The following is a 5,354-nucleotide window of genomic DNA, read 5'->3' as shown; positions in this document are numbered from 1 at the left end:
CCCGATGTGCAGTGGGCCCCGGCACCGCATGATCGTGCTGCGTTCCTGGCGCTGCTGGTGCCACATCTCGAGCGCTGCCTCGCGGCCGAGACGCCGGGCGCCGCCCTCACCGCCCTTGATGGGTTCCGCGTGCTCTGTGCCGAACGCGAAGGCACGTGGGGCGTGTCCGGCATCAACGCTGAAGTGGAACGCTGGCTGCGCGGTCAGGGCACCAGCATCACCGACCGCTGGTATCACCGGCGCCCGGTCATGGTGATGGCAAACGACTACGGCACGCAGCTGTTCAACGGCGATGTGGGAGTGGCTTGGGAGGCCGATGGCGAGCTGCTTGTGCACTTCCCGGGGCCCGAGGGCTCCACGCGTTCGATTCAGCCGGCTCGATTGCCGGAAACGCAAACCGCATGGGCCATGACGGTGCACAAGGCGCAGGGGTCGGAATTCACCAACGTCGTCGTGATGCTGCCGGCCAAGGGCAGTCGGGTGTTGGGACGTGAGTTGCTGTATACCGCGGTCACGCGCGCCCGGGGGCACGTGTTGATCGTAGGCGACGAATCAGTGATGCGATCGGCCGTGTCGCGCACCGTACGACGGGGCAGCGGGCTCGAGGCACTGTTGCGTGACGGCATGGCACCGGGGGCAACCCATGGGTGATCCTATCGCGCTTCTCACCCTCGCGTGCGCCGCGCTGGCTGTGGTGCTGCTGCTGGTGATCCTGCTTCGCGCGAAGCCCGCCGTCGATCCGGAGGCGGCGCGCCGTGAACTCCGCGAGGAACTGCGCAGCGCGCGCGACGAATCGCGAGCGTCGGCGCGTGAACTGCGCGAGGAAGTGACCAAGTCGATCGACGCCACGCAGGCCTCGCTCGACCGCGTGCGTGGCACGCTCGATCAGCGGGTGCGCGAGCTGCAGGAAGGCAACGAGCGAAAGCTCGATGAAATGCGCCGCACCGTTGACGAGAAGCTACATGACACGCTCGAGAAGCGGCTTGGCGAATCGTTCAAGCTGGTCAGCGATCGCCTCGATACCGTGCACAAAGGACTCGGCGAGATGCAGCATCTCGCCACCGGTGTGGGCGATCTCAAGCGCGTGCTCACCAACGTGAAGGCGCGCGGTACGTGGGCCGAAGTGCAGCTCGGCGCCATTCTGGAGCAAGTGCTCACGCCCGAGCAGTACGACAAGAACGTCTGCATCCGGCCGGACACCGCCGAGCGTGTCGAGTTCGCGGTGCGGCTGCCGGGACCGCTCGACGATCCGGCCAGCTGCGTGTGGTTGCCGATCGACTCCAAGTTTCCGCAGGAAGACTGGCTCCGGTTACAAGACGCGTCAGATCTGAGCGACGTGCCGGCGGTGCAGGCCGCCAGTGAGGCGCTCATCCGCACGGTACGCGGGTCGGCCAGGGAGATTCACGACAAGTACGTGCATCCGCCGGCCAGCACCGACTTCGCGATCATGTTTCTCGCCACCGAAGGACTGTTCGCCGAAGTGCTGCGGCATCCGTCGGTGGTAAGCGATCTGCAGCAGCAGTATCGCGTGGTGGTGGCAGGGCCGACCACCTTGGCGGCGATTCTCACCAGCCTCCGCATGGGCTTCCAAACGCTGGTGGTCGAGCAGCGCGCCGCCGAAGTGTGGCGAGTACTTGGCGCCGTAAAAACGGAATTCGGCAAATTTGGCGATGTGCTCGACAAGGTGCAGCGACAGCTCAGCACCGCCAGTCGCACCATCGAGGAAACCGGGCAACGCAGCCGCGCGATGGAGAAGAAACTGCGTTCAGCCGAGCGATTGCCAGAGGCGGAAGCGGCGTTGGTGTTGGAGCTGCCCGCCGGCGATGCGACCAACGCGTCTCCCGCAGAATGAACTCGTTCGCTGCGCCGGCATCGGGGCGGCGGGTTCAGCCGGACGTTTGTGGGGCTTTACCCGCGGATCCCGCCGGGAGAGGCCGAAACCGGCCCGGCCGGTGACGATGTGCCCATGAACTCCACCACGCGCGGATCACAGCGCACATCACCGGCGCCGATCGGCGATTCGAGTGTCATCCCTTCCATCGTGCGGCAGCGACTGAGCGCGACGTAGGTCTGCCCGGCAGAAAAAGCGCCGCGTCCCAGATGCACATGCACGCGATCGAAGGTCAGCCCTTGACTCTTGTGAATCGTCACGGCCCACGCGAGCTGCAACGGCAGCTGCTTGTAGCGACCCACCACCTTCTGGCGAATGTCGTCGGCTTCATCGTCGTACCAATATTCGAGTTGCTGCCACTCCTGCGCCTCGACGGTCACGATGGCCCCGCCGTCGAGCTTCACGATGACGCCGGTGGCGCTGATGGCCTGCACCTCGCCCAGTGAACCGTTCACCCAGTTCTCTTCCGGGTCGTTCTTCACGAACATGACGCGCGCCCCGCGCTTGAGCTGCAGCGGATCGGGGGCGGGATCCTGTTTGAACGTGCCGGTGCCGACCGACGTGCCGAAGGTGCCGCTGCGTTCGGCCGAGAACGTGATCGGGGCGTCGTCGAGCGCGTCGAGCCGGCGCTGATTCACCCGCTCGGCATCGAGACGGCGCGCCGTGAGAATGATCGTCTCGTCGAGTTCGTCATCGGTGGATCGCACGACGCGCGTATGCAGCAGCCGGTAGTCGTCACCGGTTGGCGTGGCGGTGCGCACGCGGTCCAGCAGCGCAATCCATAACGGATCGCGCTGACGGTACACGGTGCGAAACTCGACGGTGGAGAGCGGCGCGTACTTGAAGACCGCCGCGTCGAAGAAGTGCGGCGTGTCGTACCACAAGTCGCCGAACGCGCCTGACTGCTCCTTCGACACGATGGGCGGCAGCTGAAACGGATCGCCGAACATCACGACGCGCACGCCGCCGAAGGGCAGGTCGTTGCCCTTGGCCAGACGCATCGCGACGTCGATGCCGTCGACCACATCAGCGCGCACCATCGAGATTTCGTCGATGATGAGCATGTCGAGTTTGCGCGCCACCTGCATCCACTTTCCGCCCTGAACATCGCGGGCCGTGAGTGGCTTGAGTGGAAAGCGGAAGAACGAGTGAATCGTCTGCCCGCCGGCGTTGAGCGCGGCGAGCCCGGTGGGTGCCAGCACCACGCACTTGGCCCCCTGCGCCGCGGCCAGCTGGCGCAGCACGGTGCTCTTGCCGGTGCCGGCCCGTCCGGTCACGAACACCGGGCGCGGATCACGCACATCGAGCCGGTCGTACAGCTCGGCCAGCTCGGCGCTCCCGCCGGCTTCCACGGCGGCGAGGCGTCGCGCCGCCTGCACCGCCTTGCGCGGCGTAGGCGCCTTCTCCGGTGGCAGCGACGCCAGATAGGCGCGATACCGGTCGAAGGCCGACTGGCAGAGATCGCGGTCGCGCACACGCTCGAGTTTGGCGCGCACCGCCTCCCGCACGAACTTGCGGAGCTCGTTCCGTTCGAGGCTGTAGAACTGCGCAAACCCCTCGCCGGGCCGCCGGTCGTCGAACACCAGCAGGTCTCCGTCGCGGGTGAAGCGCAACAGGTGGAGACCGGCGTCGGTGTGCAGCGGTTCGGCAGGTGCCGTGCCGGCGGGAGGCAAAGTCGACATCCCGCAAAATAGCGGTTCCCAGGCTGGAGACGACGCGTGGGCGGTGGCGTGGTGACGCTCGTCGCTTTCCGCGGGCGTTGGCGATGACGTTGAGATGACGCCCCTGCGTTCTATTGGCGGTTCCCCTGCACCCGAGGAGCGCATATCCCAATAGAAGAGTTCGAATCAAAGCCCGTTCGTCACCCCGAGTACATCTACATGGACTACGCTCGGCATCTGTCCGGGCGTCTGCGCCGCACCATCACCGGCCCCATGTGGCACGGGCCTTCCCTGCGCGAAGCGCTGCAGGGGATGAGCGCCGCCGAAGCCGTCGAACGTCCCATGCGGACCATGAAAACCGGGTGGGAGATCGTCCTGCATGTCACGGCCCGGGCCGAACGGGCACGCCTGCGCATGGATGGAATAGGCCTCGAGGAGCCGACGCCAGCCGAGGACTGGCCTCGGGTGCCCACCGTCTGCAACACTGCCGAGTGGGAAAACGCACAGCTCCGGATGGCCGACGCCTATCGTTCAATGGCCGTGCGGGTCTGCGAGGTGGTGTCGCAGGGCTTTCTGAAGGTCATCGCGCCGTACGGCTACAACGTCGCCACGATGGCCGACGGCGTGGTCGAGCACGGGGCCTACCACGCCGGTCAGATCGTCCTGCTGCGCAAGGAGATCCAGGCGCGGCGCTCTCGAGGGACGCATATCACCGACATGGTGTGGTGAGCGCCCCTCGGGGTCAGGCCGTTCGCGATTCGGCGAAAACGGGTTCCATCAGCCCGCGCAGCGACCGCCCGTGCGGATCCTGCTTGGCCCGGATCTCATTGACGAGTTCGAGCGCGGTCTGGTCGCACGGTGGCATCACGATCGAGGATTCCCCCAGTGGCGTGGTGCGCTGTCCCCAGCGCACGAGCAGCGCGCCGAAGGTGAGGCCACCCCCGAAGCCCGGCATCAGCAAGAGGCTGCCGGGCTTCACGCGGCCTTCCTTGAGCGCGTCGACCAGGCTGACCGGAACGGTGGCCGCGCTCATGTTGCCGTACTTCTGGACGGTCACCATCACGCGATCCATGCCGATGCCAGCGTACTTGGCCACCGCCTCGATGATGCGCAAGTTGGCCTGATGCGGCACCACGAGGTCCACGTCGTCCGCCGTCACGCCCGCGTCACGCAGCACGCGGGCCGAGGCTTCGCTCATCCCGTGCACGGCGCGCTTGAAGATCACCTGTCCGTCGAAATCCCACAGCGTGTCCCCCAGCGACACGTCGCGATTGGCGTAGCCGCAGCCGATGCCGCGCACGCGCAGACTCTGGCGGGCTTCGGCGTCGCAGCCCAGCACCGTACCAATCACCCCTTCCTCATTGTCGCTGGCCTGCACGACGACCGCGGCCGCGCCGTCGCCGAAGAGCACGGCCACGTTGCGATTGCTCCAGTCCATGTAGCGGGTGATGAGCTCCACGCCGATCACGATGGCGTTGCGCACCACGCCGGTTTGGATCATGGCGGTGGCCGTAGACAGGCCGTAGAGGAAGCTGGTGCAGGCCGTGTTCACGTCCATCGCGGCCGCGCGGGTGGCGCCGAGCGCGATCTGCACGCCGGACGCACTGTTGGGCACCGCCTCTTCGTTGCTGCAGCCGCCGTAGATGATGAGATCCACGTCACCCGCCTCGAGACCGGCGCAGGCGAGGGCGCGCGCCGAGGCGATGGTGGCCATCTCGATCGCCGAGATGTGCGACACGCGGCGTTCCTTCATGCCGGTGCGCTGCGTGATCCACTCGTCGGAGGTCTCGAGGAACGTCGAG

General features: G+C 66.6%; 5 protein-coding genes. 3 read left to right on the top strand and 2 right to left on the bottom strand.

From position 1 onward, the window contains the following. Both ACIRA7_RS14625 and ACIRA7_RS14620 read left to right on the top strand, forming a co-directional pair. The coding region (locus ACIRA7_RS14625; RefSeq protein ID WP_396221588.1) for an ATP-binding domain-containing protein at window positions 1–651 on the top strand (651 nt) is incomplete at its 5' end. Then, on the top strand, window positions 644–1,852 hold the full coding sequence (locus ACIRA7_RS14620; protein ID WP_396221587.1) for a DNA recombination protein RmuC: 1,209 nt from the start codon (window positions 644–646) through the stop codon (window positions 1,850–1,852). The genes ACIRA7_RS14625 and ACIRA7_RS14620, both read left to right, overlap by 8 nt. A 56-nt stretch (window positions 1,853–1,908) precedes the next feature. On the opposite strand, the gene ACIRA7_RS14615 is transcribed toward ACIRA7_RS14620, so the two are convergent. Further along, window positions 1,909–3,573, bottom strand: coding sequence for an ATP-dependent RecD-like DNA helicase (locus ACIRA7_RS14615; RefSeq protein WP_396221586.1), 1,665 nt, complete (start codon window positions 3,571–3,573; stop codon window positions 1,909–1,911). A 198-nt stretch (window positions 3,574–3,771) separates the two neighbouring features. Here ACIRA7_RS14615 and ACIRA7_RS14610 point away from each other — a divergent pair, with 198 nt between their 5' ends. Continuing rightward, window positions 3,772–4,281, top strand: a complete 510-nt coding sequence (locus ACIRA7_RS14610) for a hypothetical protein (protein ID WP_396221585.1) — start codon at window positions 3,772–3,774, stop codon at window positions 4,279–4,281. A 13-nt stretch (window positions 4,282–4,294) separates the two neighbouring features. On the opposite strand, the gene ACIRA7_RS14605 is transcribed toward ACIRA7_RS14610, so the two are convergent. Continuing rightward, the coding region (locus ACIRA7_RS14605; RefSeq protein ID WP_396221584.1) for a ketoacyl-ACP synthase III at window positions 4,295–5,354 on the bottom strand (1,060 nt) is incomplete at its 5' end.

This window comes from Gemmatimonas sp., assembly GCF_044376735.1.
Lineage (GTDB): Bacteria > Gemmatimonadota > Gemmatimonadetes > Gemmatimonadales > Gemmatimonadaceae > Gemmatimonas.
Note: the sequence above shows the minus strand (reverse complement) of the source record. Positions and strands in the feature narration are given on the sequence as shown.